Annotated in this window: 28 protein-coding genes; 10 read left to right on the plus strand and 18 right to left on the minus strand. The window is 70.8% G+C overall.

Translation table 11 applies throughout. The features are described 5' to 3' along the window. The first annotated feature begins 10 nt into the window (after positions 1-10). Both arsB and V1227_RS04475 read left to right on the plus strand, forming a co-directional pair. Entirely contained in the window at positions 11-1084 is a 1074-nt protein-coding gene (arsB, locus tag V1227_RS04470; RefSeq protein ID WP_329791178.1) for an ACR3 family arsenite efflux transporter, read from the plus strand. Beyond that, a complete protein-coding gene (locus V1227_RS04475; protein ID WP_329791179.1) occupies positions 1071-2042 on the plus strand; it encodes an ArsO family NAD(P)H-dependent flavin-containing monooxygenase in 972 nt (323 codons plus the stop codon). Before arsB ends, V1227_RS04475 begins: the two co-directional genes overlap by 14 nt. A 3-nt stretch (positions 2043-2045) precedes the next feature. Here the strand turns inward: V1227_RS04475 and V1227_RS04480 are convergent, their stop codons facing one another. The 8 genes from V1227_RS04480 to ctaD all read right to left on the minus strand — a co-directional run bounded on the left by V1227_RS04480 (position 2046) and on the right by ctaD (position 9331). Then, positions 2046-2402, minus strand: a complete 357-nt coding sequence (locus V1227_RS04480; RefSeq protein WP_329791180.1) for an ArsR/SmtB family transcription factor — start codon at positions 2400-2402, stop codon at positions 2046-2048. 211 nt (positions 2403-2613) lie between these two features. Then, positions 2614-3150 carry a hypothetical protein gene (locus tag V1227_RS04485; RefSeq protein ID WP_236221375.1) on the minus strand — a complete coding sequence of 179 codons (537 nt, stop codon included), beginning with the start codon at positions 3148-3150 and terminating at the stop codon, positions 2614-2616. Positions 3151-3179: 29 nt separating this feature from the next. Next, positions 3180-3578 carry an AfsR/SARP family transcriptional regulator gene (locus V1227_RS04490; protein WP_329791181.1) on the minus strand — a complete coding sequence of 133 codons (399 nt, stop codon included), beginning with the start codon at positions 3576-3578 and terminating at the stop codon, positions 3180-3182. A 105-nt stretch (positions 3579-3683) separates the two neighbouring features. Beyond that, positions 3684-5282 carry a cytochrome bc1 complex cytochrome b subunit gene (gene qcrB, locus V1227_RS04495; RefSeq protein ID WP_329791182.1) on the minus strand — a complete coding sequence of 533 codons (1599 nt, stop codon included), beginning with the start codon at positions 5280-5282 and terminating at the stop codon, positions 3684-3686. Beyond that, a complete protein-coding gene (gene qcrA, locus V1227_RS04500; protein ID WP_329791183.1) occupies positions 5279-6400 on the minus strand; it encodes a cytochrome bc1 complex Rieske iron-sulfur subunit in 1122 nt (373 codons plus the stop codon). Before qcrA ends, qcrB begins: the two co-directional genes overlap by 4 nt. After that, positions 6397-7188 (minus strand): cytochrome bc1 complex diheme cytochrome c subunit, encoded by a 792-nt coding sequence (qcrC, locus tag V1227_RS04505; RefSeq protein ID WP_329791184.1) that lies wholly within the window; start codon positions 7186-7188, stop codon positions 6397-6399. The genes qcrA and qcrC overlap by 4 nt, the downstream gene beginning before the upstream one ends. Positions 7189-7285: 97 nt before the next feature. Beyond that, the gene (locus V1227_RS04510) at positions 7286-7573 is read right to left on the minus strand and encodes a DUF3040 domain-containing protein (RefSeq protein WP_329791185.1); all 288 of its coding nucleotides are present in this window, start codon (positions 7571-7573) and stop codon (positions 7286-7288) included. Positions 7574-7576: 3 nt separating this feature from the next. After that, entirely contained in the window at positions 7577-9331 is a 1755-nt protein-coding gene (ctaD, locus tag V1227_RS04515; RefSeq protein ID WP_329791186.1) for an aa3-type cytochrome oxidase subunit I, read from the minus strand. Positions 9332-9529: 198 nt separating this feature from the next. Here ctaD and V1227_RS04520 point away from each other — a divergent pair, with 198 nt between their 5' ends. Beyond that, on the plus strand, positions 9530-9688 hold the full coding sequence (locus V1227_RS04520) for a hypothetical protein (RefSeq protein ID WP_329791187.1): 159 nt from the start codon (positions 9530-9532) through the stop codon (positions 9686-9688). Between the two features lie 49 nt (positions 9689-9737). On the opposite strand, the gene hflX is transcribed toward V1227_RS04520, so the two are convergent. From hflX to V1227_RS04540, 4 genes are all read right to left on the minus strand, one after another. Then, a complete protein-coding gene (gene hflX / locus V1227_RS04525) occupies positions 9738-10886 on the minus strand; it encodes a GTPase HflX (RefSeq protein WP_329791188.1) in 1149 nt (382 codons plus the stop codon). A gap of 141 nt (positions 10887-11027) precedes the next feature. Next, complete coding sequence (locus V1227_RS04530) at positions 11028-11393, minus strand: hypothetical protein (RefSeq protein ID WP_329791189.1); 366 nt, start codon at positions 11391-11393, stop codon at positions 11028-11030. 58 nt (positions 11394-11451) lie between these two features. After that, on the minus strand, positions 11452-12309 hold the full coding sequence (locus tag V1227_RS04535; RefSeq protein ID WP_329791190.1) for a metallopeptidase: 858 nt from the start codon (positions 12307-12309) through the stop codon (positions 11452-11454). Positions 12310-12379: 70 nt separating this feature from the next. Next, positions 12380-12835, minus strand: coding sequence for an Hsp20/alpha crystallin family protein (locus V1227_RS04540; RefSeq protein WP_329791191.1), 456 nt, complete (start codon positions 12833-12835; stop codon positions 12380-12382). 150 nt (positions 12836-12985) lie between these two features. On the opposite strand from V1227_RS04540, the gene V1227_RS04545 reads away from it, so the two are divergent. Next, positions 12986-13246: a DUF3253 domain-containing protein gene (locus V1227_RS04545; RefSeq protein ID WP_329791192.1), complete on the plus strand. Its 261-nt coding sequence runs from the start codon at positions 12986-12988 to the stop codon at positions 13244-13246. Between the two features lie 60 nt (positions 13247-13306). Here V1227_RS04545 and V1227_RS04550 read toward each other — a convergent pair whose 3' ends face one another. Next, the gene (locus V1227_RS04550; protein ID WP_329791193.1) at positions 13307-13876 is read right to left on the minus strand and encodes a TetR/AcrR family transcriptional regulator; all 570 of its coding nucleotides are present in this window, start codon (positions 13874-13876) and stop codon (positions 13307-13309) included. A 57-nt stretch (positions 13877-13933) separates the two neighbouring features. Here V1227_RS04550 and V1227_RS04555 point away from each other — a divergent pair, with 57 nt between their 5' ends. Further along, positions 13934-14347, plus strand: coding sequence for a DUF3995 domain-containing protein (locus V1227_RS04555; RefSeq protein WP_329791194.1), 414 nt, complete (start codon positions 13934-13936; stop codon positions 14345-14347). 14 nt (positions 14348-14361) lie between these two features. Here V1227_RS04555 and V1227_RS04560 read toward each other — a convergent pair whose 3' ends face one another. Then, positions 14362-15027, minus strand: coding sequence for a TetR/AcrR family transcriptional regulator (locus V1227_RS04560; protein ID WP_329791195.1), 666 nt, complete (start codon positions 15025-15027; stop codon positions 14362-14364). Positions 15028-15128: 101 nt separating this feature from the next. Between V1227_RS04560 and V1227_RS04565 the strand changes: the two genes are divergently transcribed. Next, entirely contained in the window at positions 15129-16043 is a 915-nt protein-coding gene (locus tag V1227_RS04565) for an SDR family NAD(P)-dependent oxidoreductase (protein ID WP_329791196.1), read from the plus strand. A 694-nt stretch (positions 16044-16737) separates the two neighbouring features. After that, a complete protein-coding gene (locus V1227_RS04570; RefSeq protein ID WP_329791197.1) occupies positions 16738-17535 on the plus strand; it encodes a hypothetical protein in 798 nt (265 codons plus the stop codon). Positions 17536-17620: 85 nt separating this feature from the next. On the opposite strand, the gene V1227_RS04575 is transcribed toward V1227_RS04570, so the two are convergent. After that, positions 17621-19237 carry a RecQ family ATP-dependent DNA helicase gene (locus tag V1227_RS04575; protein WP_329791198.1) on the minus strand — a complete coding sequence of 539 codons (1617 nt, stop codon included), beginning with the start codon at positions 19235-19237 and terminating at the stop codon, positions 17621-17623. Positions 19238-19557: 320 nt separating this feature from the next. Here V1227_RS04575 and V1227_RS04580 point away from each other — a divergent pair, with 320 nt between their 5' ends. The 3 genes from V1227_RS04580 to V1227_RS04590 all read left to right on the plus strand — a co-directional run bounded on the left by V1227_RS04580 (position 19558) and on the right by V1227_RS04590 (position 21647). After that, positions 19558-19929, plus strand: coding sequence for a hypothetical protein (locus V1227_RS04580; protein WP_329791199.1), 372 nt, complete (start codon positions 19558-19560; stop codon positions 19927-19929). 22 nt (positions 19930-19951) lie between these two features. Continuing rightward, entirely contained in the window at positions 19952-20335 is a 384-nt protein-coding gene (locus V1227_RS04585; protein WP_329791200.1) for a hypothetical protein, read from the plus strand. Between the two features lie 73 nt (positions 20336-20408). After that, on the plus strand, positions 20409-21647 hold the full coding sequence (locus V1227_RS04590; protein WP_329791201.1) for a hypothetical protein: 1239 nt from the start codon (positions 20409-20411) through the stop codon (positions 21645-21647). Positions 21648-21653: 6 nt separating this feature from the next. Here the strand turns inward: V1227_RS04590 and V1227_RS04595 are convergent, their stop codons facing one another. Genes V1227_RS04595 through V1227_RS04605 form a run of 3 tightly spaced genes read right to left on the minus strand, consistent with a single transcriptional unit; the run spans position 21654 to position 25063 of the window. After that, positions 21654-23861: an ATP-binding protein gene (locus V1227_RS04595; RefSeq protein ID WP_329791202.1), complete on the minus strand. Its 2208-nt coding sequence runs from the start codon at positions 23859-23861 to the stop codon at positions 21654-21656. After that, entirely contained in the window at positions 23858-24646 is a 789-nt protein-coding gene (locus tag V1227_RS04600) for an AfsR/SARP family transcriptional regulator (RefSeq protein WP_329791203.1), read from the minus strand. Before V1227_RS04600 ends, V1227_RS04595 begins: the two co-directional genes overlap by 4 nt. Further along, on the minus strand, positions 24647-25063 hold the full coding sequence (locus V1227_RS04605; RefSeq protein ID WP_329791204.1) for a hypothetical protein: 417 nt from the start codon (positions 25061-25063) through the stop codon (positions 24647-24649). Between the last annotated feature and the right edge of the window lie 11 nt (positions 25064-25074).

The following is a 25074-nucleotide window of genomic DNA, read 5'->3' on the forward strand; positions in this document are numbered from 1 at the left end:
AGGAGAAGCTTTGAGCACCACGGAAACCGCGGCACCGGACGTGCTGCACCGACTGTCCTTTCTGGACAGGTTGCTGCCGGTGTGGATCGGCGTCGCGATGGTCGCGGGCCTGCTGCTCGGCCGGTTCGTCCCCGGCCTGCAGGGCGCGCTGGACGCGGTGAAGATCGGCGAGGTGTCGCTGCCCATCGCCTTGGGCCTGTTGCTGATGATGTACCCGGTGCTCGCGAAGGTCCGCTATGACGAGCTGGGCACGGTCACCCGCGACCGCCGCACGATGCTGTTGTCGTTGGTGCTGAACTGGGTCCTCGGGCCCGCGCTCATGTTCGCGCTGGCGTGGCTCTTCCTCGCGGACCTGCCCGAGTACCGCACCGGCCTGGTCATCGTCGGCCTCGCCCGCTGCATCGCCATGGTCATCATCTGGAACGACCTCGCGTGCGGTGACCGTGAGGCCGCGGCGGTGCTCGTCGCGCTGAACTCCGTGTTCCAGGTCGTCCTGTTCGGTGTGCTCGGCTGGTTCTACCTCGAGCTGCTGCCCGGCTGGCTCGGCCTCGACGCCGCCTCGGCCGACTTCTCCGCGTGGGAGATCGCCAGGTCGGTGCTCGTCTTCCTCGGGGTCCCGCTGGTGGCCGGCTACCTGAGCCGCAAGCTCGGTGAGCGGTCGCGCGGCAGGGACTGGTACGAAACCCGGTTCCTGCCCCGGGTCGGCCCGATCGCCCTGTACGGCCTGCTGTTCACGATCGTCGTCCTGTTCGCCCTGCAGGGCGGGAACATCACCGACCGGCCGCTCGACGTCGTCAGGATCGCACTGCCGCTGCTGGTCTACTTCGCGATCATGTGGGCCGGGTCGTACGCGCTGGGCAAGGCGTCGGGACTGTCCTACGAGCGCACCACGACACTCGCGTTCACCGCCGCGGGCAACAACTTCGAGCTCGCCATCGCCGTGGCGATCGGCGTGTTCGGCGTGACCTCCGGCCAGGCGCTCGCGGGCGTGGTCGGCCCGCTGATCGAGGTGCCGGTGCTCGTCGCGCTCGTCTACGTGAGCCTGTGGCTGCGCCGCCGGTGGATGACCCGTGCTCGAGGCTGACGTCGTGGTGATCGGCGGTGGCCAGGCGGGTCTGGCCGCCGCCTTCCACCTGCGCCGGGCCGGCGTCGACCACGTCGTGCTCGACGCGCAGCCGGTGCCCGGCGGGGCGTGGCCGCACGCGTGGAACTCGCTGCGGCTGTTCTCCGTCGCACGTCACAGCTCCCTGCCCGGCTGGCCGATGCCGCCCTTCCCGGACGGCTACCCGACCGCGCGGCACGTCGCCGACTACCTCGCCGCCTACGAGAAGCGCTACGACATCCCCGTCCTGCGCCCCGTCCAGGTCACCTCGGTGACCCGTGACGAGGACGGGTTGCTGGTGCACAGCGACGCCGGGACCTGGGCCGCGCGGCACGTCATCAGCGCGACCGGCACCTGGTGGCGTCCGTTCCGCCCGCTGGTGGACCTGCCCGGCCGCCGGCTGCACACCGTCGACTACCGCGACCCGCTCGAGTTCACGGGCCGGAAGGTCGTGGTGGTGGGCGGTGGCAACTCCGGCGCCCAGATCGCCGCCGACCTCGTCCCGCACACCGACCTGACCTGGATGACCCGCAGACCGCCGCGCTACATGCCCGACGAGATCGACGGCAAGGCGCTGTTCGACATCGCCACGCGGCGCGGCGACCTCAGCCGGCTCGGTGACATCGTCGCGGTTCCCCCCGTCCGCGAGGCACGCGACCGCGGACTGCTCGTCGCGACCCCGGTGGACGCGGAAGCACTGGCCGGCGCCGACGTCGTCGTGTGGTCCACCGGCTTCCGGCCGGTTCTCGGCCACCTGACCGCGCTGCACCTGCGCAACACCGAAGGGCGCGTCGCCGTCGAGGGCACGACCGCGGTCGGCGAACCGCGCCTGCACCTGCTCGGCTACGGAAGCTGGACCGGACCCGCGTCGGCGACCCTCATCGGTGTGGGACCGGCCGCGAAGGCCACGGTCGCGAAGATCGCCGCGGCGCCGGCCTGACGCTCACACCGCGACGGCACGCCGTTCAGCGGCAACGCTGCTCAGCATCGCGGCCATCCGGCCGGCCGTCTCCGGCCGCGCCCGGTAGTACACCCACGTGCCCCGCCGTTCCGAATCCACCAAACCCGCCTGGCGCAACAGCTTCAGGTGGTGCGAGATCGTCGGCTGCGACAGCTCGAACGCGGGCGTCAGCTCGCACACGCAGACCTCGCCCTCCGGTCGGGAGGCGATCATCGAGAACAACCGCAGGCGCACCGGGTCGCCGAGCGCCTTGAACATCAGCGCCAGCTCCGCCGCCTGCTCCACGGCGGGCGGTTCCTGCGGCGGCGGCTCGCAGCAGCCCGGCTCTTGCTTCGACATGTCTCAATGTTGGTCGCGCCACGGGCTCGGTGCAACCGAGTCATCGAGTTGGTGTCCCGGACTCGACGGGGAGGCCCCTGGCAGAGCCAGACGTCGAAGGTACCTCCTGCTGTGACGCTTCAGGCCGGGCTCGGCGGCCAGTTCGTCGCGGAGCGCGGCCGCCTCCGGGTGCGCGATCTCGACCAGCACCGCCGCCCGCTTCTCCTCCCCGCTACCGCGCGTGGGCCTTGCGGCGGGGCAGCGGACCGACACCGGCGCGCCGGCCGGGTCGCATCGCGGCATGGCGTTGTCCGGGCCCGGGACCGGAGCGGGCGGCCAGGGCGTCGGCGACGACCCCGGTGGCGAAGGCGTAGACGCCCTTGTGCAGCAGGTCCACCACCAGTTCCCTGCGGGGCCAGGTGGGCGGCGGCGCCCCGACACCGGTCGCGTTCTCCAGGATCTGGTCGTTGGTCACCCGGACCACGGCGAACTTCGCCGAGGACCACGGCCCGCGCAGCCCGGCGTGCGCCATGACCGAGCGGAGCACGCCGAGCACCATGCCCTGACCGAAGTGCATCGCCAGGTTGAGCGGCACGGGCTGGCGGCCACCGGGCCGTTCCCGCAGACCGGTGAGCCGTTGCAGGACCCTCGCCGGCACGTGGGAGTCGGGGCGGCCGGTCAGGCGTTGCTCGGCCTTCTCGCCGAGAGTCATCACCAGCACCCCCGTCGTGCCGGCCAGCAGACCCTCCCACAAAACGCGTTTCATCATGTCGCCACGAGTACCCGGCTCCGGGTGACCTATCCACGGCCTCGAGTCGATCGCGTCGCAGCACTTCTCGTGGGCTGTCGCGCACTGCGCAGAAGTGGCCGCATCAGGTCGTGGATGTGGGCGGACGGTTCGAGGCCGAGTTCGACGCGCAGCAGGGTCCGGTAGCTCTGGTACTGGTGGACGGCCTGGGCCGGGTTGCCGTCGGCGAGGTGCAGTCCGACGAGGGTGCGGTGCGCGCTCTCCCGCAGGGGGTCGGTCTGCACGGCTGCCAGCGCGGCCTGATGGGCGTGGTGGTGATCGCCGCGGGCCCGGTACCGCTCGCTGAGCGTCTCGAGGGGGAGTGCGCCGGGATCGGTGGTGAGCGCGCAGGCGCGGTGGAAGTCGACGTCGAGTTCCGGGTCCAGGGTGAGCGCGTCGTCCACCGCCACGATCAGCGGCGTCGGTGTGCCCAGCCGCCACAACGAGGACCGCAGGCAGGCGGCTGCCCGGTGGTTGACCGATCACACATCGCCGAGGGGAGCGTTGGAGGGGATCTACTTCGGACTGTCCTCGCCGCTCAGCGCGCCCTCGGACGCGCCGTTGGCCGAGCGGGCGTCGCCCAGTGCCGCGACTTCCTCCGGGGGGTCCGGTCGCAGCAGGGTGCCGGAGACCGGCCGTCCGGCGTAGCCGAGGTCGTTCATCCGCTTGGGCAGGGGAGTGCCCTGGTAGGTCAGGGGCTTGTCGGACAGCGGCTGGTGGACCTCGATGAACTGGCCGTGCGGCAGCCGTTTGATCGTGCCCGTGGCGATGCCGTGGTCGAGCACCTCGCGGTCGGAGCGCTGCAGCCCGATGCAGGCGCGGTAGGTGAGGAGGTAGGCCAGCGGCGGCAGCACCAGCATGCCGATGCGGCCTGCCCACGTCATGGCGTTGAGCGAGATCTGGAACCTCTCGGCGATGACGTCGTTGCCACCCGAGACGAGCAGGACGCAGAAGAACGTGATCGCCATGGCACCGAGGCTGGTGCGCACCGGCACGTCCCTGGGCCGTTGGACGAGGTGGTGGTGGGCGTGGTCGCGGGTGAGGCGGCGCTCGATCCACGGATAGGCGCCCGCGAGCCCGAACATGACCAGCGGCAGGACCACCGTGGGCCAGAACTGGGCGGGGATGCGGTAGTCGCCGAGGAAGAGCTCCCACGCGGGCCACAGGCGGGTCGAGCCGTCGAGCCAGCCGATGTACCAGTCCGGCTGGGAACCGGCCGAGACGTGCGCCGGGTTGTACGGGCCGAACAGCCAGATGGGGTTGATCTGGAACAGCCCGCCCATCAGCCCGAGGAGGCCGACCACCGCGGCGAAGAACGCGCCGCTCTTCACCGCGAAGATCGGCAGGATGCGGACGCCCACGACGTTGTTCTCGGTGCGGCCGAGGCCGGGGAACTGGGTGTGCTTCTGGTACCACACCAGGGCCAGGTGCACGGCGACGAACGCGAGGATGATCGCGGGGACGAGCAGCACGTGCACGAGGTAGAGCCGCGGGATGATCTCGGTGCCGGGGAACTCGGAGCCGAAGATCAGCCAGTGCATCCAGGTGCCGGCGACCGGGATGGACTGCACGATGCCGGACATGATCCGCAGGCCCGTGCCGGAGAGCAGGTCGTCGGGCAGCGAGTAGCCGGCGAAGCCCTCGGCCATGCCGAGGATGAACAGCAGGACGCCGATCACCCAGTTGATCTCGCGGGGTTTGCGGAAGGCGCCGGTGAAGAACACGCGGAACATGTGCACGACGATCGCGGCCATGAAGATGAGCGCGGCCCAGTGGTGCACCTGGCGGACGAACAGGCCTCCCCGCACCTCGAACGAGATCTCGAGCGCGCTTTCGTAGGCCCGCGACATGTCCATGCCGCGCAGGCCCTCGTAGCTGCCCGAGTAGGTCACCTCGGTCATCGACGGGTCGAAGAACAGGCCGAGGTAGGTGCCGGACAGCAGCAGCACGACGAAGCTGTAGAGCGCGACCTCGCCGAGCAGGAACGACCAGTGCGTCGGGAACACCTTGTTGATCTGCCGCCGGACCGCGGCGGCCATGTGCAGGCGGTCCTCGGCGAACCCGGCTGTTCCGGCGACGACGCGGCGCGGTGCCTTGGTCGGACGCGCGCTCATGGCTTCAACTCCCAGAATCCCGGTCCGACGACCTCGGCGAAGTCGCCGCGGGCGGTGAAGTACCCGTCCTCGCCGACGGTGATGGGCAGTTCCGGCAGCGGACGGGTGGCGGGACCGAAGATCGGCACGGCACCCGCGAACACGTCGAACTGCGACTGGTGGCACGGGCACAGCAACCGCCCGGTCTGCTGTTCGTACAGCGACGCCGGGCAGCCCAGGTGCGTGCACACCTTGGAGTAGGCGTAGAAGTCGCCGTGGTGGAAGTCCTCCCGCCCCGGACGGCTCGTCACCGTCGTGCCGGGGCGGAAGCGGAACAGCATCACCGCGCTGTCGGCCCTGCGCAGCGCGGCGTGCAACCGTTCGGGCTCCTCGCGGTCGGTTTCCCGGAACGGGAAGACCGTGACGTACCCGCCCGCGCGGAGGTCCTCCGGCCGGACGAGCACGACCTCGTCCGGGTCGCCGGTGTCCAGCCTCAGGTAGACCGTTTCGCCGTTGATCGGATTCCAGCCTGTGCGCCACAACGAGTCCGGGCTGTCACCGTGCTTCCACGGGTCCCGCACCAGAGGGCCGATCGCCATGACCCCGAGGCCGAGACCGAACAGGCCGGCGGACGTCGCCGCGACACGCCGGAACAAGGTGCGCCGTTGCAGGCCGCTGCGGGTGCCGGCGTCGCGGAACTCGGCGGCGACCGTCCGCTTGTCCGCCTCCGAGGAGCTGCCGGAATGTCGCTGCTGCACGGCGAGCTCCTGTGGCAGGAACTTCTTGGCGTAGGCGACGGAACCGACCGCCAGGCCGAGCAGCGTGAGCCCGAACGTGAGGCCGACCATCGGGGTGTAGAGCGTGCGGACCTGGTAGCCGGGCGCGCCGGGCGGCAGGTACTCGTACGGCCAGAACACGAACACGCCGATCAGGGCGAGCGCCGACACTCCCGCCAGCACGAACCAGCCGGTGACGTGCCGCAGCGCCCGCCGCTCCATCTTCGTGCCGGGCACGGGCCAGCGTTCGGCGTACTGGACGAGCCGCACGTCGTCGAGGCGTGTCCCGAGCCGGACCAGCTCGTCGTCGGACATCCGGTTCAGCTCGTCGGCCGAGATGTCGTCCTTGTCGCGTTCGCTCATGCCCGCGCCCCGATCCACAGGGTGAGCAGCACGAGCGCGACGATGCCGACCACCCACGCCACCGCGCCCTCGGACACGGGCCCCAGCGAGCCCAGCGGGTGCCCGCCGTAGTTGTTGCGCTCGTGCTGCACCGACTCGACGTAGGCGATGATGTCCCGTTTCTCCTCGGGGGAGAGCTGCCGGTCGCCGAACACCGGCATGTTCGACGGACCGGTGAGCATGGCCGTGTAGATCTGCTCCTCGTTCGCCGGGTCGAGGCTCGGCGCGAACTTGCCCGAGGTGAGCGCGCCTCCGCGGCCGGTGAAGTTGTGGCAGGCGGCGCAGTTGAGGCGGAACAGCTCACCACCGCGCGCGACGTTGCCCCGCAGCGCCTCGCCGCGTTCCTCCGGCATCTTGGCGCCGCCGCCGCCGAAGCTGTCGACGTACGCCATCAGCGCCCGGATCTCGTCCTCGCTGAACTCGACGGGCTTGCGCTGCCCCTGCGCCTGCTGGCGCGCCAGCGGCATCCGCCCCGTCGACACCTGGAAGTAGACCTTCGCCTCGCCCGCCCCGATCAGGCTCGGCCCCCGGCCCTCCACCCCTTCCAGCCGGGGGCCGTGGCAGGTCAGGCAGGTGTTGAGGTAGATCTGCTCACCCTGCCGCTGCGTTCCCGACTCCTGGGCCACCGCCGTCTGGCGTTGAGGGGTCAGCAGGCCGGCGAGGGTCCCGGCGGCGACGAGGGCCAGCAACAGGAAAGCCCACCGCCGCAGCCGGCGTCGTCGTGGAGAGGTGCGCCGTTGTTGCGACATAAGCACTCCCGTGCCGTTGAACGGGCGGTGGGTCACGCCGGGCTACCACTGCAAACGCACTTCAACCCGGTCCCGCGCAAATGCCCCCGAAGGTCTTTCACGGCGATGCCCGGCGTCGGCGGTGTTGCCGTCGGCACGTGGTGTGCAGGCACGCGCCGGTCATCAGCACCAGCACCCCGAGGAAGGCGACGGTGAACAGGCCGGTGAGCATCCCGATGACCACCGACACCGCGCCCACCGCGTCCACCGTGAGCCGCACCCAGCGGTGTCCCGGCCTTCCCGAGACGCCACCGTGCGCGGTCAGCATCGCCGCCAGCTCCGGATCGTTGACGGTGAGCCAGCGCTCGATTCGCCGGAGTTCTCTGAGTTCGCGGGCGGCGTCCACGGGTCAGTGCTCCGTGTCGCGGTCCGTGGGAGCGAGCACCTTCTCGGTCGTCTTGTCGACGCCGGCGGCCCCGGGTTTGGTGATGGAGACGTGCGACTCGGCGCGCATGCGTTCGACCATGTGCGGGTAGTGCAGCTCGAACGCGGGCCGCTCGGACCGGATGCGCGGCAGTTCGTGGAAGTTGTGCCGGGGCGGGGGTGAGGTGGTGGCCCATTCCAGCGAGTTGCCGAAGCCCCACGGGTCGTCGGCGCGCGCGGGCTCGCCGTAGCGGTAGCTGCGGGCGATGTTGTAGAGGAACGGCAGGACGGAGGCGCCGAGGACGAAGGACGCGATGGTGGAGATGGTGTTGAGGGTGGTGAAGTTGTCGCTGGCCAGGTAGTCGGCGTAGCGGCGGGGCATGCCCTGGTTGCCGAGCCAGTGGTGGACCAGGAACGTGCCGTGGAAACCGAGGAAGGTGGTCCAGAAGTGCAGCTTGCCGATGGGTTCGCTCATCATGCGGCCGGTCATCTTGGGGAACCAGAAGTAGATGCCGGCGTAGGTGGCGAACACGATGGTGCCGAACAGGACGTAGTGGAAGTGCGCGACCACGAAGTAGGTGTCGGTGACGTGGAAGTCGAGCGGCGGTGAGGCGAGCAGGATGCCCGAGAGGCCACCGAACAGGAACGTGACGATGAACCCGAGGCTGAACAGCATCGGTGTCTCGAACGTCAGCTGGCCCTTCCACATCGTGCCGATCCAGTTGAAGAACTTGATGCCGGTGGGGATGGCGATGATGAACGTGGTGGCGGAGAAGAAGAGCAGCAGCACCGCGCCCGTGGCGTACATGTGGTGCGCCCACACGACAACCGAGTAGAGCGCGATCGCGATCGTGGCGTAGACGAGTCCTTTGTAGCCGAACAGGGGTTTCCGGCTGAACACCGGGAAGATCTCGGAGACGATGCCGAAGAACGGCAGGGCGACGATGTAGACCTCGGGGTGGCCGAAGAACCAGAACAGGTGCTGCCAGAGGATCACGCCGCCGTTGGCCGGGTCGAACACGCGCGCGCCGAAGTGCCGGTCCGCGAGCAGGCCCAGCAACGCCGCCGTGAGGATCGGGAACGCCAGCAGCACCAGGATGCTGGTGATCAGGATGTTCCAGGTGAAGATCGGCATCCGGAACGCCGTCATGCCGGGGGCGCGCAGGCACACGATCGTGGTGATCATGTTGACCGCGCCGAGGATCGTGCCGAGACCACCGACGACCAGGCCGGAGATCCACAGGTCACCGCCGATGCCGGGGGAGTGGACCGCGCTCGACAGCGGTGTGTAGGCGGTCCAGCCGAAGTCCGCGGCGCCGGCCGGGGTGAGGAACGAGCCGACGACGATCAGCCCTCCGAACAGGAACAGCCAGTACGAGAAGGCGTTGAGGCGGGGGAACGCGACGTCCGGCGACCCGATCTGCAGCGGCACGATGAAGTTCGCGAACCCGAACACGATCGGCGTCGCGTAGAGCAGCAGCATCACCGTGCCGTGCATGGTGAACAGCTGGTTGTACTGCTCGTTGGACAGGAACTGCATGCCAGGCCGCGCCAGCTCGCCGCGCATCAGCAGCGCCATCACACCACCGACCATGAAGAAGCCGAACGACGTGATCATGTACATGATCCCGATCAGCTTGTGGTCGGTGGTGTTGAGGACTTTGAGGAACTGGGACCCCTTCAGGCCTCGGCCCGCCCGCGTCGGGTGCGGGATGACCGGGCTGGGCTTCAGCGTGGTCATGATTCCCCTTCGGCACCGCGCGACAGGTGCCGCGCAGCGTCCCGGCTACCCCTCGAAGGCCCTCCGACACCGGCGGCTTTACGTCCGTTCGGGTGAATTACCGCTGGAACACGGCTGCATGACGGACTTCGCGGTCCGGGTTCGAAGCCCCGGCGCCGGGTATGCCGCACGGACCAGGACGCGTCCAGGAGGTGTGCCGTGACGGAACCGACCGAGTACGAGCAGACGGAACGTGGTGCCGCCGAGGAGGCGAGCGGGACACCCCTCACCGAGACGGAGGTCGAGGTGTCGAAGCGACCACCGAGTGATCCGCCGAAGAACGACGGCATGGGCTTGAGCGACGACGACGTCGAATGAGCTGTGCGCGCTGTCCGGACCGGTAGCCCGGCCGGACAGCGCGCTCCGGTCAGTAGGTGTGCTCCCGCGCCCAGTCCACCAAGCGCGTGCGCAGCGCGGTGACCTGGTCGCCGGTGAGCGCGGAGACCCCGATGGCGTCCGGATGACACCGGCACAGCGCCGACACCCACTCGGCGGGCGCGATGTCGGTCTTGTTCAGCACCAGCTGCTCCGGCACGTCACCCGCGCCGATCTCGTGCAGGACGCCGTGGACCGTGGTGATCTGGCCCAGCGCGTCGGGAGCCGAGGCGTCCACGACGTGCAGGACCAGGTCGGCCTGCCGGACCTCCTCCAGGGTGGACTCGAACGCGTCGACGAGCTGGTGCGGCAGGTGCCGGATGAAACCGACCGTGTCGGTGAGGGTGAACGTCGCCTGGTCGGCGCTGATCCGCCGCACCGTCGGGTCGAGCGTCGCGAACAGGACGTCCGCGGAGGAGACCTCCGCGCCGGAGAGCCGGTTGAGCAGCGCCGACTTGCCGGCGTTGGTGTACCCGATGATCGCCACCGACGGCACGCGGTTGCGCGCACGGCGGTCGCGGGTGCGTTGCCTGCGCCGGGTGAGTGCCGCGACCCGGCGGCGCAGCTCGGTGGCGCGACGACGCAGGGTGCGGCGCTGCGTCTCCAGGCGCATCTCACCGGGGCCGCGGACACCGATGCCCGCTCCACCGGCCACCCTGCCGCCACCGACCCGTGACAGCGCCTCTCCCTGCCCCCGCAGGCGCGGCAGCTGGTAGGCGATCTGGGCGAGCTCTACCTGAAGCCGCCCTTCGCTGCTGCGGGCGTGCTGGGCGAAGATGTCCAGGATGAGCGCGGTGCGGTCGACGACGCGCACACCGGTGCGCTCCTCGAGGGTGTGGGCCTGACGCCCGGTGAGCTCGCCGTCCGCGATGATCAGGTCGGCACGGGCCTGCTGTGCCGCGCTGGCCAGCTCACCGGTCTTGCCCGACCCGACGTAGGTGGCGGGATCCGGCCCTTCGCGCGACTGGACGACGGTGTCGACCACCTCCAGCCCGTCGGTGTCCGCCAACCGCCGCAGCTCGGCCAGCGACAGCTCCGTACCGGAGGCACCCGCGGCCCGGTCCCGCTGCACCGCCACCAGCACCGCACGGGGAGCCGCCGTCCGCTCCCCGTCCTCTCCCAGCAACCACGCGCCTGCCATGGGGCCTCCCTCGTCATGAGGTCGTCGGCTACCCCGAGGGCGGTGCCTCATGCGCGGCGTCGTCACGGTGGTCAGCTGGTCCGCCGACGGCCACGGGCCGCGATCCGGCTCGACCTCGGTCGGGTGCCCGCGACCGCCCGATCAGCCAGACGCCTCCCGGCTGCCGGCGGAGCTTTCCGGCGGCTCGACCTGCATGATGTTCGCGGTGTCGAGCACGGAGATGGTGCTGTCGGGCAGCAGCACCGGTATCCACAGGTGAGAGGTCTCCGGATCGACCACGTGGGCGCCGAGCACCACGCCGCTCAAGACGGCGACGGGATGCAGTACGTCCGGGTTGAGGTAGGTGATGACCGCGCCGCGGCCGGGGCAAGGTGTCAAGGGCATGGCGGTGTCCGTGAGGTCGGGGCCCGCACCCGCCTCGAGCGGGTGCGGCCACAGCGGTGTGGATCGCCGGTTGCTCGACGTTGCGCCTCGGATACCCCCGCCGATCCGGTCGAACCCCGTCACGCACGGGGGAGCGAGCTACCGCGGCGCACGAGGCGCAGTGGACAACCCAGTCGGACGGTCAGCAGGCAACGGGTTCGCGGGAGCGCTGATCATCGTGGATCACCTCCATCGTCACGATGCCCTCCTCGGGCAGCGGCTGCAGCACAGGCTCGATGTCGGCCAGAAGTGCCTGGGCGGCACGCAGTTCCTCAGCGAGGCGCCGGCGGTGGCGGCGCAGGACGTCGACGCGGTGCTCGGCATCGGCGACGATCCGGTGTGCGTGCTCGGTGGCCTCGTGGACGATCTGGTCGGCACGGGCCTGGGCGGAGCGCTGTTGCTCGGCCAGCGCGCGCATCGCTTCGGCGCGGCGTTGCGCCATGGCCTGCTCGAAGTCCGCCTCGATCTGCCGGCGGACCTGCTCGGCCTGGTCGTCGAGCTCGCGGCGGCGGCGTTCAGCCTGCCGGGTCATCTCCTCCACCCACTGGTGAGCACGGTCCATGAGCTCGCGGTGCTCGGCCTCCATGTCCGCGCGACGCCGGTCGAGCTCGGCCACGAGGTGCTCGGCGCGCCCCCGCAGGCGGTCGGCGGCCTGACGAGCGTTCGCCCAGTCCTGCTCGGCGGCGGTCCGCGCACGGGTGGTGATCTCCTCGGCTTCGGCGTGCGCGAGCTCGACCCTGCGTCGCAGCCGTTCGGTGAGCGCGTCGGGATCCACCGGAGCGCGGCAGATCCGGTCGACGCGTGCGTGCAGCTCGGCGTTCTCCCTGCGGAGGACCTCCAGTTGCCGGGCAAGGGACTCAGCGCGAGCAAGGGCGGCGTCCCGGTCGGCGGTGAGCACCGCCAGCTCGCCTTCCACCTCGTGCACGTAGTGCTGCACCTGTTCGTGGTCGTAGCCGCGCCAGCGCACGTCGAAGTCGGTTCGCAGCGGCAACAACTCCACTTCCCCCAGCTCCTTTCCGGTAGGGCAGCGCCGGCCGCGGACCGGGGACCGCGGCCGGCGCAGTCACGTGTTACTTGCCTTTGATCGCGATGCGGCGCGGTGTGGCAGCCTCGGTCTTGGGCACGCGGACGGTCAGCACGCCGTCGGCGAGTTCGGCCTGGACCTCGTCGGCGTCGACGTCCCGCGGCAGCGTCACCCGGTAGGAGAACTGCCCGACGCGGCGGGTGCGATGGCGGAACAGGCCCTGCCGCTCCTTCTCCTCGACCTCACCGTTGATCGACAACTCCGTGCCGGCCAGGTCGACGGTGATGTGGTCGCGCTTGACGCCCGGCACCTCGACCTCCACCAGGTAGGCCTCGGCGGTCTCGGTCACATCCGCCGAGGGGGCCCAGGCCCGCACGCTGTCGCCGACGGTGCCCGCGACCGAGTCCATCCACCTGCCCAGCTGACCGTAGAGGTCCTCGACCTCGCGGAACGGGTCCCAGCGGCCCAGCGGGGCCGACGATCGCACTGCAGGCAGTGCCATGACTTCCACCTCCCTGAGAGCCACAACGAACACTCGTCCTGAACGACGAACTTGAGCCCGCGATTGTTCCCGAACCTGAGCCTATCGCACTCAATTATGTCGGTCGGACGCCTCGGGTTCAGCTTCGCGGGAACCGGGTAGGCCGTCTTGGTGAGCAGGGTCGAACAACGGCTGGAACGCGTGATCCTCGACTTGGCCGGCGCCCGCGGCCCGGCGAAGTCGATCTGCCCGTCGGAGGCGGCGCGCGCGGTCGGTGGCGAGGGGTGGCGCGAGCTGATGGACCCGGCCCGTGCGGTGGCCAGGCGACTGGCCGCGCGGGGCCGGGTCGTCGTGACGAGCCGCGGGCAGGAGCTGTCCCCGGCCGAGGAGTGGCGCGGCCCGATCCGGATCCGCGCGGCGGAATCCGGCTGACCTGCTTCCAGTGCTCCGGTGCGGTCAGCACGGCCGTTGCGAAGAGGACACCCGACGTTGTCACATGGTGGATCCCGGCACGAGCTGCTCCACGAAGTGGGTGAGCGCGTCAGGGTCGTCCGCGATCTCCGGGAGCACCGAGGGCATGGCGCGCTTGAGCTGCATCCAGCCGACGTAGGCCGAGTACGCGGATATCGCCTGGTAACGGGCTTTCGCGGCGGGCAGGCCGATTTCGGCGTAGACCTCGGCGAGAAACGCGACGCGGCGCTGGGTCACGCGGTGCAGCGCCGGCGCCACCGCCGGATCGCCGGCGTGCGCCACGAGCGCGGGCTCCAACCCGCTGGTCGGATCCTCGACGATGGCGATGTGCAACAGCGTCCGCAGCCGCTGCCGGGGGTCCGTGATGGCGTTCACCCGCTCGATGACCATCTCGGTGCCCTGCAGCTCCCACCACTCGAGCGCTTCGCGCAGCAGAGCGTTCCGGTCGGCGAAGTGCCAGTAGAAACTGCCCCGGGTGACGCCGAGCCGCTGGGCGAGCGGCTCGACCGCCACGGCCGCGACCCCGCCTTCCGCCAGCGCGTCGAGTGCCGCGTGTAGCCAGTCCTGCTTGGAAAGTCGCTGCTTCGCCACGATCCGTACAGTACTGTATGGAAGACCGTACAGTGGTGTACGGAAGAGGGGGTTGTGATGACAGGGTTGGCAGTGTTGACAGCGGTGGTGCTGCTGCTCGTCGGTGCGCTGCACGTGGTGTGGACGTTCTCGCCGTGGCCGCTGCGCACGCGTGAGGAGTTCGCTCGCCGCGTCGTCGACGTCCCCGTCGACAGGTTGCCGACGCCGGGAATGACGCTGGTGGTGGCGCTGCTGCTTGCCGTGGCCGGCTATCTGGTCGCCGCCCAGGGCGCACTCGTCGCAGTGCCGGGACCGACCTGGCTCCCGGTCGTGGGGACGGGTGGCGTGGCGGCCGTGCTGCTGCTGCGCGGCGCTGTCGGCTTGGCGCTGTCGCTTCGCCGGGACACCGAGTTCGCCAGGCTCGATCGGCGCTACTACTCGCCGTTGTGCCTGGCTCTCGCCGGCTGTTGCGCGCTCCTCGTGGTGCTGTAGGCCATTCTCCGGACTCAGGGGCGCGGCAGTGCACCCACGAGCGATGTGATGATCGCGAGCCGCAGGGCCGTCGGCAGTTCGATGCGGTGGACCGCCAGCGCGGGCTCGGACTCGTAGACGGCCAGCAGGCTCGGCGGCGGCGTGGTGTAGGTCGACAGCGCGCCCGCCACCAGCAGCACGGTCAGGCAGAAGTGCTCGGCCCGGTCGCCGACCTCGGGCAGGTGCCGCCGGACGAGCCCGGTCATCACCGCGAGGTTGCTCAGCGAGGCCCGCTTGTGCCGGCGAACCGCCTCGACCGAGACGTTGCGCTCGAGCACTCCGCCTTGCGCGCCGTAGAGGTCGCAGAGCGCGCGCTGGGCGGCGAGTGACCGGCTGAGCACGCCGGCCACCTGTTCGGCCCGTTCCACCGCGGGCCGTCCCGGGTCGACGTCGCGGGCCAGCTCCTGCTCCAGTTCGGCCAGCCAGGTCGCCGTCCGGTCGTCCATCAGGTCGAGCAGCACCGCTTCGCGGGACTCGAAGTAGCGCAGCACCGCCGTCTTGGCCAAGCCGACCCGGCGGCTCAGCTCGTTCAGGGTCACCTCGGCCACCGGCATCTCGTCGAGCATCGCCGAGGTCGTCTCGAGGATCGCCCGGCGACGGACCTCCCGCTGCTCTTCGGTGCGCGCCCGCTGGAACGTCATGACACCGATCCTAGCTTGGGTACCGCCGGTACCTTGACAGTGTACCGGCGGTACTTTATTGTTCCGACTATAAGTTACCGGCGGTACATTATGAGCACCCGATGAAGTGGACCGAGCAGCACATCCCGCGCCAGGACGGCCGCGTCGCCGTGATCACCGGCGCGAACACCGGACTGGGCTTCGAGGCCGCCCGGCGGCTCGCCGAGCGCGGGGCGGCGGTCGTGCTGGCCGTGCGCGACACCGCCAAGGGCAGGCAGGCCGCCGCCAGGATCAACGGCGACGTCTCCGTGCGGGAACTGGACCTGACCTCGCTGGACTCGGTGCGCGCCGCCGCGGCCGACCTGCGCGCCGCCCACCCGCGGATCGACCTGCTGATCAACAACGCCGGGGTGATGTACACCCCCCGGCAGACCACCCGCGACGGCTTCGAGATGCAGTTCGGCACCAACCACCTGGGCCACTTCGCGCTCACCGGGCTGCTGCTCGACCTGCTCCTGCCGGTGCCCGGCTCGCGGGTGGTCACGGTCAGCAGCACCGGTCACCGCATCCGCGCGGACATCCACTTCGACGACCTGCAGTGGGAGCGTTCCTACAGCCGGGTCGGCGCCTACGGCCAGTCGAAGCTCGCCAACCTGATGTTCACCTACGAGCTGCAGCGCCGGCTGGCCGCGCACGGCACCACCGCCGCGGTGGCCGCGCACCCCGGTGTCTCCAACACCGAACTGGTCCGCAACACCCCGCCGCTGGCTCGCCGGTTGATCACCCGGCTCGCTCCGCTGGTCACCCAGTCCGCGGCGGCGGGCGCGCTTCCCACCCTGCGCGCCGCCACCGACCCGGCCGTCCTCGGCGGGCAGTACTACGGGCCCGGCGGTCTGGCCGAGGTCCGCGGCTACCCGAAGCTGGTCAGCTCCAGCCCCGGCTCCTACGACCTTGCCGTGCAGCAACGCCTCTGGGCCGTTTCGGAAGACCTCACCGGCGTGCGGTTCCCGGTCGGTCAGGCCGCCGCCGTGGCGTGAGGCCCGTTCCGGGTGGCGGCACGGCGTGAACCTCGCAACCACAGGTGCGTCTCGCCGCTGAAGGACGCACCCGTCGGAGCGCTGGGACAGCGTCGACCTCGGGTTGCTGCTGTGGTTGCTGCGCAACGAAATCGTTCTACGCACATCGCCGACACGGGGCGTGCGGGCGACGGTGAGCTGGCAGATCTTTTCGGGCGGACTGCAAGGGTGCCGCCATACGGGGATGCCGGCCACCCGGTTCACCGGATCGCGGGCACCGCCCGAAGGGGCACGTCATCGGCGAGATCGACCGTCAGCTCTCGTGGTGTCGTTGCGCGCGGCGGGCCTGTGCACGCGCTAGCCGCCGCTGGCGGGGAAGCGGCTGATCTTCTTGTCATCCACGTGGACCAGCTCGCTCGGCTGGTGTCGTTCGTGGCGGATCGCGGTGGTCTTGCTCGATCGGACACAGCGTCCGAGTTCGGCACTGGTGCCCCTACGGTGGAAGCCATCACCAAGGCCGGATTGCCGTTGCACCCGGAGTTGTGGCTCGGCGGCGGCGGACGCTGCTCTCAGTGCCACAGCGGATGCACCAACTGCGGCCGAGGTGACGACCCCCAGTAGCAGACCGAGGCAGAGGAGCCCGACGATCAACCGCCTCAAGTGGAGTGACCTGCCCGCAGGCGTCACCGCCGCTGTCAGCGAGCACACCGGACATGTGACCGAAGTGGAAGAGGCCTCGGCCGGCCGCAACTCCGCGGTCGCCGCGTCCCTCATGACGGAAGACGGCTGGGTGTTCTGCAAGGGCATCCAGGCGGATGATCGCCAGGCCTTCATGCACCGCAACGAAGCGGCCGTGAACCCGTTCCTGCCGAGGGACGTGGCTCCACGACTGCTGTGGCGGGTTGACACCGATGGCTGGCTGCTGCTCGGGTTCGAACACGTTCCCGGGCAGCACGCCGACTTTTCGCCGGGCTCATCCGACCTGCCGATGGTGGCGGACGCGGTTCGGACGATCACCACCACCGACGCGCCCTCCGCCCTCGCCATGAAGCGAGAGATGGGAAAGCAGTGGGCGGCGGCACTGGACAGAGAACTGAACCTGGAAGTGCCTGACGAGGCGCACGCGTGGTCGAAGAAAAACTCGACGGTGGTGGCGGAATGGGCTCGTCGGGCACCGGCCTCCATGGACGGTACGACCCTGATCCACTCCGACTTGAACCCGTTCGACTTCCTCATCGCGGACAAGGCTCGCGTGGTCGATTGGGCGTGGTGGAGGTCGGGCGCTGCCTGGATCGACGTCGCTCAGGTGACGGCTCGGTTGATCGCTGCGGGCCACCAGCCCCCAGACGCCGAAGCCTGGGCCGAACAGCTCGACGCATTCCGCACAGCCGATCCCGACGCGATCACGGCGTACACCGCGTCTCTGGTGCGCATGTGGGAACGGAAGTTCGCCGGGACGGACGCCACCGAAGGAGCGCGTCGTTGGTTCGAGTACAGGCTTGGCAGTTGCTGAAGCTGACGCTCACGAGAGGCCTCGCCGAAGCTCGGCGAGGCCTCTGCTTTCGGAGGAGGATGCTCGACCGCCGTGCCGCTGGTGCTCACATCGGCGTGAGCACCCCGTTCTCCCGCAAGGCGGTGAGGGAGAGCGTTTTGTAGCCGACGTCGTCGAACAGCACCATCACCCGGTCGGCCTCGTGGTGCACGACCACGCCACGGCCCCATTGTTCGTGGTGCACCGGGGAGTTCGGCGGGTACTCGCTGCTTCCGGAGTCTTCGCCGGACGAGCCCTCGTCGCAGTTGTCGCAGTGGCCGCAGGGCTGGTCGAGCTCCTGACCGAAGTAGCCGATCAGGAACCGCCGGCGGCAGTCGCGCGTGTCGGCGTACTGGTGCATGACCTCCAGCCGCGAGCGGTCCCGGTTCTCCTGCCGCTCGGCCTCCTCCGCCACCGCCGCGACGGCTTTCGCCGGTGGGGGAGCGCCTTCCGCGTACCGCACGTGGTCGTGACCGGTGCGCACGACCTCCACGCTCTCCAGCAGGTTCACCACGGCGGTGACCTTCCGGCGTGACCGGTCGAGCTGCCGCACCAGGTCGGTGATCGCCATGCCGGACCGCCGGCGGCGCACAGCGGCGGCGACCTCGCGCACGCACTCGCGGTCCAGCGTCCTGCCGGTCAGGAACCGTTGCAGGCTCTGGTCTTCCGGCCGGTGGAACAACACCACGTCGGCAGGTTCGCCGTCGCGGCCCGCGCGGCCGATCTCCTGGTAGTACGCGTCCAGCGAGCCGGGCGTCGCGGTGTGCGCGACGAACCGCACGTCCGGCTTGTCGATGCCCATGCCGAACGCGGAGGTGGCCGCGACCACGCGCACGTCACCCCGCATGAACCCGTCCTGCACCCGCTTGCGGTCAGCGGCCTTCATACCGGCGTGGAAAGCCGCGGCGGCAACGCCTCGCGCGGCCAGGTCGTCGGCGTACCGCTCGGCGTCCTTGCGGGTGGGCACGTACAGCAGGCCGTGCCCGGTGCGGTCCGCCGCCCAGTCGACGACCGCCCGCCTGCGCTGGTCGTCGTCGGTGCAGAACCGCACGGCCAGGTGCAGGTTGGGCCGGTCGAACCCGGCGACGATCACCGCCGCGTCACGCAGGCCGAGGTGCTCGACGACGTCCGCGCGCACCGGGCCGCTCGCGGTGGCGGTGAGCGCGAGCACGGGCGGGTGGCCGAGCCGCTCGATCACGTGCCGCAGCCGCAGGTAGTCGGGCCGGAAGTCGTGTCCCCAGGCCGACACGCAGTGCGCCTCGTCGACGACGAACAACGAGGGCTTGGCCTCCCGCAGCCGCTCGAGCGTTGCGGCGTCGGCGAGTTGTTCGGGGGACAGGAACAGGTACTTCGTCCCGCCCTCGGTGAACTCCTGCCAGGCCTGCTCGGTGACCTCCGCGGTCTGAGCGGAGTTGACCGCTGCCGCCGCCGGCGCACCGGCCGCCCGCAGCGAGGCGACCTGGTCCCGCTGCAGGGCGATCAGCGGCGACACGACCACGGCCGGGCCGTCGAGCAGGATCGCCGGGACCTGGTAGATGGCCGACTTGCCGGCACCGGTCGGCATCACGACCAGCACGTCCCGGCCGTCGAGGAGGTGCCGCATGGCGAGCTCCTGCTCCTCGTGCAGCGTGGTCCAGCCGAAGACCTCCTCCGCCGTCCTGAGGAGCTGATCGTCAGCCGACATGGCACTGGCACATTCGTGTCGTCTCCGCTCGTTGCGTCGTCCGGTGTGGAGGATTAGCCCGGCTGCGTGTCGGCAAACACCGGCAGCGTCACATTCGGCGGTACGTCGTGGGAGCTGTGCACGAGCGCTTGAAGCGCCCCTCCGGCCACTTGCGACGAGCCGCGCTCCCGCACCGGCCGAGATGACCTCGTGCGCGCTACCGTCGCAGGTCCACCTCCTCGGGAAGCGGAGTGGAAGCGAATCGGAAGCACGGTGGCGCACGGTGTTGCCGCACATGCACCGGAAGTCAAGTGCAGGAGGTCAGGTTGAGGAATTCCTGGGTGAGCCGTGCCGGGATCACGGTCGCGGCGGCCGCCGCGGCTCTGCTCGTCAGCGCCGGGGTCGCCAGCGCGGGCGACGGGAGCGTGAGCGTCGCGGACAACAGCGGCTACGCGGACTGGGTCGAGAACGGTGACACGCTCACGGTCTGCGACCAGAGGGCGGACGGGTGGGGCGTCCGCGGGTACATCTACCGCCCCTATGCCGGCGACCCGGCGAACGGCACCGTGCTGATCAAGGCGAGCGACCCGTCCTACAACGGCGAATGCGTGTCGGTGTCGGAGAACATCGACGAGTCCGTCGCCATCTCCATCAAGGTCTGCAACTACAAGGACTCGAGCATCATCTACTGCCAGCACAAGCGCCTGCGCTGACGGCCGGACGACAGGAGGAGCCATGCTCCGCAAGACCATCACCGCCCTGGCGATGACCGCGACGGCGGTCCTGCTCGCCACGGGCACCGCCCAGGCCGCCGACGCGTACGTGGCCACCGCGGCACCGGCCGAAGGACACGGCAGCGCGTACTGGGCCGAGAACGGCGACACGCTCACCGTGTGCGACAACGAAGCCGACGGCTGGGGCACGAGGGCGTACATCTACGTGCCCAACCAGCCGAACCCGGCGAACGGCACCGTGCTGATCAAGGGCAACGACCCGAAGTCCGCCGACGGTTGCTACGCCTACTCCGAGAACATCAGCGAGACCACGGCGCTGTCCATCAAGGTGTGCCTCTACTCCGGCGCCACGGTGGACTTCTGCGACTACCGCCGCATCCGCTGAACCACCCGGGTGGTGGTGGCCGGACCACCGGCCGCCACCACCCGGCCCCGACCACTTCCCGCGGAGGTCTTCCGTGACCGCACGCATCACCCGTCTGCCCGCGGTGGCCGCCCTGGTGGCCGCGGCACTGACCGGGGTGGCGGCCCCGGCCCAGGCGGCCTACTCGGACCCGCTCACCACCATCGGCACCGCCGGCCTCGGGCTCACCTACGTCGCCACGCCGCAGTCCGCGATCACCGCGCTGGACGCCGCGCTGCCCAACGCCGGTGTCGCACAGGTCCTGCAGAGCGCGAACCACCCGATGGCCCCGTGTGGCAGCGACGAGACAGCCGCCTTGCCGATCAGCCCGAAGGCGACCAGGTCGATGTGCTGGGACGCGGGCGACGCGAACACCAGCGCCTGGAACCCGCAGGGCATCACCGGCTCGGGCGACGCCGATGACGACGGCTCCTGGGGCGCCAACAGGCTTCTGCTGTCCGGCTGGAACAACACCGACACCGGCGACAGGAGGAACGACGCACGGGTCGCGTTCATCGACTACAACGATCCCGCCAACCCGCGGTACCGCTGGGTCTACCTCGTCGACCCCAACGACGCGGGCACGAACTTCTCCGCCGCGAAAGCGCACGTGGGCGGCATGGTCTGGTACGGCGACAAGCTGCTGGTGTCCGCGGTGGGCAACAGCAGGGTCGCCATCCGCGTGTTCGACCTGGACCACGTCCTCCAGGCCACCGACGACTCCGCCACGATCGGGCGCACCGGCAGCGGCTGGGCCGCCTACGGCTACCAGTACGTCATGCCGGAGGTCGGGAGGTACGAGTACACCGCCGGCACGTGCACGATGGCGAACAACACCGGCACACCGTGCTTCTCCTCGATCTCGCTGGACCGCAGCACCAGCCCGGACACCCTCGTCACGGCCGAGTACTTCGCCGACGGCACAGGCAGCAGGCTGGTGCGATACCCGTTCGGTGCCGACTTCCTCCTGACGGCCGGCTCCTCCGGCGCGGTGACCGCGTCTGCCGCACACCGCAGCGGCGTCGCCAACGCGCAGGGAGTGCTGTCCTGGAACGGCCGCTGGTACGTCGCCCACAGCTCAAGCACCCTGCACGGTCAGCTGTGGCGGGTCACCACCGGGGCCACCGGCGTCTCCCGGACGTGCACCAGCCCGGGCACCACGGCCAAGGTCATGTGCTGGGCGTTGCACCCCGAGGCGCTGACCCACTGGTACAGCGACGGGCTGGTGTGGTCGCAGTCCGAGGCGCCGGGCCGGCGAGCGGTGTTCGCCGTTCCGCTCGCCGACCTGCCCTGAGGGTGATCAGCCGCCCGATGCCGCCAGGGAAGCCGAGGCGGTGAGGAAACGGGCCGCGCGGCCCGCACCGATCCGGTGGCCCGCGGCCTGCCAGATACCGGACGCCACGCGCGCCGCCTTCTCGGCGCGCGTGTGTTCGGCCGCGGCCGAGAGGACGACGGCGGTGCTGAACAGCGCCTCGGCCTCGTACAACCGGAAGCCACCCTCGCGCGCGAGGGTGAGCGCCTCGCCCGCGAACGCCCGTGCCTCATCCGTGCCCGCCAGCACGAGGGCGAGCGCCGCACCCGCCTCGATCCGGAGCGCGCGCAAGCCCGCCTCCTCGGTGATCTCCAGCGCCTCCCGCAGGTCCGCGGCAGAGCCCGCTGCCCGTCCGAGCGCCGTCAGCGCCGTCGCGAGCGCCTGCCGGTCACCGTCCTGCCGGGCGCACTCGACCGCCTGCTGCGCAAGCCGCACCGCCGCGCAGCGTTCGTCCGAGGCGAGCCGCACCCCGCTCAACGCGGTGAGCGCGGTCGCCTCACCGAACCGCGAACCCAAGGCGCGGAACGACTCCAGCGCTGCACACGCCGTGCGCCCGGCCTCCTCGACCCTGCCGGTCCAGTGCTGCACGACGGCGAGGTCGGCCAGGTTCGCCGCCTGCCAGAACCGCAGCCCGTCGGCCCGGCACAGCGCTATCGCCTCGTCGAGGTGCCGCTCGGCCTCCGCGAGCTCACCGAGCTGCCTGTGGTGGCAGCTCAGCGAGTTCAGCGCCAGGGTCTCCCCGGTCCGGTTGCCCGATTCCCGGAAAAGGTCACGGGCGCGCGTGCTGTGCGCGACGGCCTCGGTGAGCCTGCCGGTCCACTCGAACATGGAGCCGAGGTTCGCCACGGCGGTGGCCTCGCACTCCCGCCAACCGCAGGTGCGAGCCGCCCGCACGGCGCGGGTGGAGTGACGGACACCGTCCTCGTAACGGCCCTCCCGGAAGCACGCTCCGCCCAGGCTGAGCTGCACCAGCGCCTCCGCGGCGTGGTCGCCGCGCTCCTCGGCGGCCCGCAGCACGACCGGCGCTAGGTCGAGCCACTCGTCCCGCCGGCCGTGGTCGTGGAAGAACCGCCGCAGCGCGTCCGCGAGGTACCAGGCAGCCGGGTACGGCCCCTGCGTCGCGGCCCGGCGCAGCGCGGCCGTGAGCACGGGTGTCTCCACGTCCAGCCACGCCGTGGCCTCGGCCCGATCCACGAATGCGACGGGCTCACGAGGCACGGGCACCGGCGTCGTGCGGGGCAGCGTGACGATCCGGGCGTCGAACAAGGCCACCGCGGCGTCCGCCGCGGCCAGGTACCAGGCCAGCAGCCGGTGCCACGCCTGGTCGCCCTCCGGCTCGTCGGCGCGCAGCCGGTCCTCGGCGTACTGGCGCACCAGGTCGTGGAAGCGGAACCGGCCGGGGGCGTGCGGCTCGACCAGGTTCACCGCGACGAGCCGGCGCAGCAACCGCGACGCCTCGGCGCCGGGCACGTCGAGCAGTTCGGCGACCGCCGCCACCGTGAAGTCCGGTCCGGGCACCAGCGACAGCAGCCGGAACGCGCGCCGCTCGACGTCGGCCAGTGCCTGGTAGGACAGGGAGAAGGCGGCGGCCAGCACGCTCTCCTCACCCCCGTCGACCGTGAGTCCGGCGAGCGGCGAGCGGCGCAGCTCGGCGACGAGCTGCGCAATCGTCGTGGTGACGTTGGCAGCGGCGACCCGCAACGCGAGCGGGTGGTGCCCGCACAGCCGGGCCAGCTCCCGCACCGCGTCCGGCTCGGCGGCGACGCGCCGCGCGCCGAGCACCGCGGCCAGGACGGCGTGCGAGTCCGCCGGTGGCAGCGGCGCCAGGTCGAGCACCCGTGCCCCGGTGCGCGCCACCAGCTCGCCGAGCCGGTGCCTGCTGGTCACCAGCACCGGGCCGGAGGAGGGCAGCAGAGGCAGCACCTGGGCGGCGTCCCGGGCGTTGTCCAGCACCAGCAGCACGTCGCGGTCGGCCAGCAGTGTGCGCAGCGACCGGCCCTGGTCGTCCTCGCGCAGATCGGCGCCGAGAGCCCGCAGCAGCTGCGCGAGTGCGCCGCTGGACGTCAGGGGCTCGTCGTCGGCGTCGAAGCCGCGCAGGTCCACGTAGAGCTGGCCGTCCGGGTAACGCTCCCGGGCACCGTGCGCCCACCGCACCGCCAACGCGGTCTTGCCGACACCGGCCGTGCCCGTGATCACCCAAACGCCGTCGCCGTCCTCGTCGAGCGCCTCCAGTTCGCTGTCGCGCCCGGCGAACCCCCGGACGTCGAGCGGGAGCTCGGCGGGGACGACGCCCGTCCCTGCCCGCGCAACACCCGCAGCCGGACCTCCTGCAGGTCGCGGCCGGGCTCGATGCCGAGCTCCTCCACGAGCACGTCGTGCGCCTGGGCATACACGTCCAGCGCTTCAGCGGATCGACCACATCGCTGCAACGCGAGCATGAGACACGCCCGCAGCCGTTCCCGCAGGGGGTGCTCGTCGACGAGCCCGCGCAGCTCGGCCAGCACCTCGGCGTGCCTGCCCGCCGCGAGCTCCAGCTCGGCCAGGTCCTCCAGCACGACCAGCCGCCGTTCCTCCAGCGCCGGTCGCTCCCGCGCGGCCAGCGCCTCGCTCACCCCACCCAGCGGCTGCCCGGTCCACCACGTGAGCGCCCTGCGCAGGTCCTGCGGCGTGGTGGCTTGCCGCACCTCGTGCTCGAACACGTCGAGGTCGCGCTCCATCGCTCCGACTTCGGCGACGTACCCACCGCTGCGGTGCGTGATGACGTCCGCGCCGACGACCTTGCGCAACCCGGACACCAGGACCTGCAGCCGCCCACGAGCGCTCTTCGGCGCCGCCTCGCCCCAGGTGAGATCGATGAGCCGGTCCTCCGGCACGACCCGGTTGGCACTGAGCAGCAGAGCGGCGAGCACGGATGCTTGCTTCGGCCCGGCGAGCGCCGGCGCTCCGGCGACCGAGACGGGCCCCAGCAGGCGGTAGCGCATCTACCGGATCCGCCTCTCAGCCGTGCAGCCGAACTCGCCGGCGCTGAACCAGACCCGGACAGAAGCGGTCCCGTCCGCGGGCACCCGCGTACCCGCGGGGAAATCCACCGGGTGGTCGAACCCGGCCCAGAGCCCGTCGCGCGTCTTGTCGAACACCGCGCGCTCCGTCAGCCCCTGCCGGTACGAGACACGCACGCGCATCGTCCCGGAATCGCCGATGTAGGGCCCGGCCCCGCCACGGCCGTCCAGCACGGAGTGCAAACCCGACACGGTGTCGTAGCGCAGCACGAACTTGCCGGTGTACTCACCGTCCGCACAGGAGGTGGTGATGGTGGTCGACGCCGCGTGCGCCGGCACCGACGTCAACGCCAGCACCGCCGCAGCCGCGACCGCCGTCCAGACCTGCTTGTGTCCCACCGTCGAACTCC

It is taken from the genome of Lentzea sp. DG1S-22, assembly GCF_036321065.1.
In the GTDB taxonomy this organism is placed as follows: Bacteria; Actinomycetota; Actinomycetes; order Mycobacteriales; family Pseudonocardiaceae; genus Lentzea; species Lentzea jiangxiensis.

Coding starts and splice junctions, on each gene's coding strand:
- V1227_RS04480 (WP_329791180.1), bottom strand. CDS start 2,402: ATGTCGAAGCAAGAGCCGGGCTGCTGCGAGCCGCCGCCGCAGGAACCG.
- V1227_RS04485 (WP_236221375.1), bottom strand. CDS start 3,150: ATGATGAAACGCGTTTTGTGGGAGGGTCTGCTGGCCGGCACGACGGGG.
- qcrB (WP_329791182.1), bottom strand. CDS start 5,282: ATGAGCGCGCGTCCGACCAAGGCACCGCGCCGCGTCGTCGCCGGAACA.
- qcrA (WP_329791183.1), bottom strand. CDS start 6,400: ATGAGCGAACGCGACAAGGACGACATCTCGGCCGACGAGCTGAACCGG.
- qcrC (WP_329791184.1), bottom strand. CDS start 7,188: ATGTCGCAACAACGGCGCACCTCTCCACGACGACGCCGGCTGCGGCGG.
- ctaD (WP_329791186.1), bottom strand. CDS start 9,331: ATGACCACGCTGAAGCCCAGCCCGGTCATCCCGCACCCGACGCGGGCG.
- hflX (WP_329791188.1), bottom strand. CDS start 10,886: ATGGCAGGCGCGTGGTTGCTGGGAGAGGACGGGGAGCGGACGGCGGCT.
- V1227_RS04540 (WP_329791191.1), bottom strand. CDS start 12,835: ATGGCACTGCCTGCAGTGCGATCGTCGGCCCCGCTGGGCCGCTGGGAC.
- V1227_RS04555 (WP_329791194.1), top strand. CDS start 13,934: ATGACAGGGTTGGCAGTGTTGACAGCGGTGGTGCTGCTGCTCGTCGGT.
- V1227_RS04560 (WP_329791195.1), bottom strand. CDS start 15,027: ATGACGTTCCAGCGGGCGCGCACCGAAGAGCAGCGGGAGGTCCGTCGC.
- V1227_RS04565 (WP_329791196.1), top strand. CDS start 15,129: ATGAAGTGGACCGAGCAGCACATCCCGCGCCAGGACGGCCGCGTCGCC.
- V1227_RS04575 (WP_329791198.1), bottom strand. CDS start 19,237: ATGTCGGCTGACGATCAGCTCCTCAGGACGGCGGAGGAGGTCTTCGGC.
- V1227_RS04585 (WP_329791200.1), top strand. CDS start 19,952: ATGCTCCGCAAGACCATCACCGCCCTGGCGATGACCGCGACGGCGGTC.
- V1227_RS04600 (WP_329791203.1), bottom strand. CDS start 24,646: ATGCGCTACCGCCTGCTGGGGCCCGTCTCGGTCGCCGGAGCGCCGGCG.